2 protein-coding genes are annotated in these 713 nt (G+C 64.9%); both read left to right on the forward strand.

Annotation, left to right across the window (positions count from 1 at the left end; genetic code table 11):
* Positions 1-503: aldehyde dehydrogenase family protein (locus AC1DVR_RS23840; RefSeq protein WP_478003102.1), on the forward strand; the 503-nt coding region annotated here is incomplete at its 5' end.
* Between the two features lie 3 nt (positions 504-506).
* Positions 507-713, forward strand: a 207-nt coding sequence (locus AC1DVR_RS23845) for a DUF4147 domain-containing protein (RefSeq protein ID WP_478003103.1), incomplete at its 3' end; no start/stop codon positions are given.

Here is a 713-nt window from a genome sequence, read left to right on the forward strand (position 1 = left end):
CCGACAGCCAGATGGGCGCAATTTCCACACCAGAACACTGCGGGAAAATCATGGATTACATCGCCCTCGGCCAGTCCGAAGGCGCGTTGTTGGCGCATGGCGGGGTTCAGCGGGCATCGGAAGGCTGGTTCATCGAGCCGACCGTCCTGACCGGCACAACCAACGCCATGCGCGTTGCCAGCGAGGAAATCTTTGGTCCTGTCCTGTGCGTGATGACCTTCGACACGCCAGAGCAGGCGCTGGAAATGGCGAACGACTCGATCTACGGCCTCGCTGCCTCGATTTGGACCAAGGACATCGACAAGGCCATGGCCCTGATGCGTGGGGTCGAGGCAGGGCGGACCTGGGTCAACACCACCATCGCCGGCGCACCGGGTCAGCCGATGGGCGGCTTCAAGCAATCGGGCATCGGGCGCGAAGCCGGCATGTTGGGGGTCGAGGAGTATACCGAGGTCAAGTCAATCCACATCGCCATCGGCAAGCGCAGCCATTGGGTCGGGTGAAACATGCGCGACCCTGCCGCCTTCCTGCGCCGCCTGTTCGACCGTGCGGTTGAAGTTGCCGACCCGATGCGTTCACTCGCTGCACATCTGCCGCCGCGGCCCACAGGGCGCGTCGTTGTCGTCGGCGCCGGCAAAGCCAGCGCCCGCATGGCCGAAGCAGTGGAGGCGGCCTGGGGGCCCTGCGAGGGGCTGGTCATCACCCGTTATGGC

This window comes from Rhodobacter sp. P2_H5, assembly GCF_056403335.1.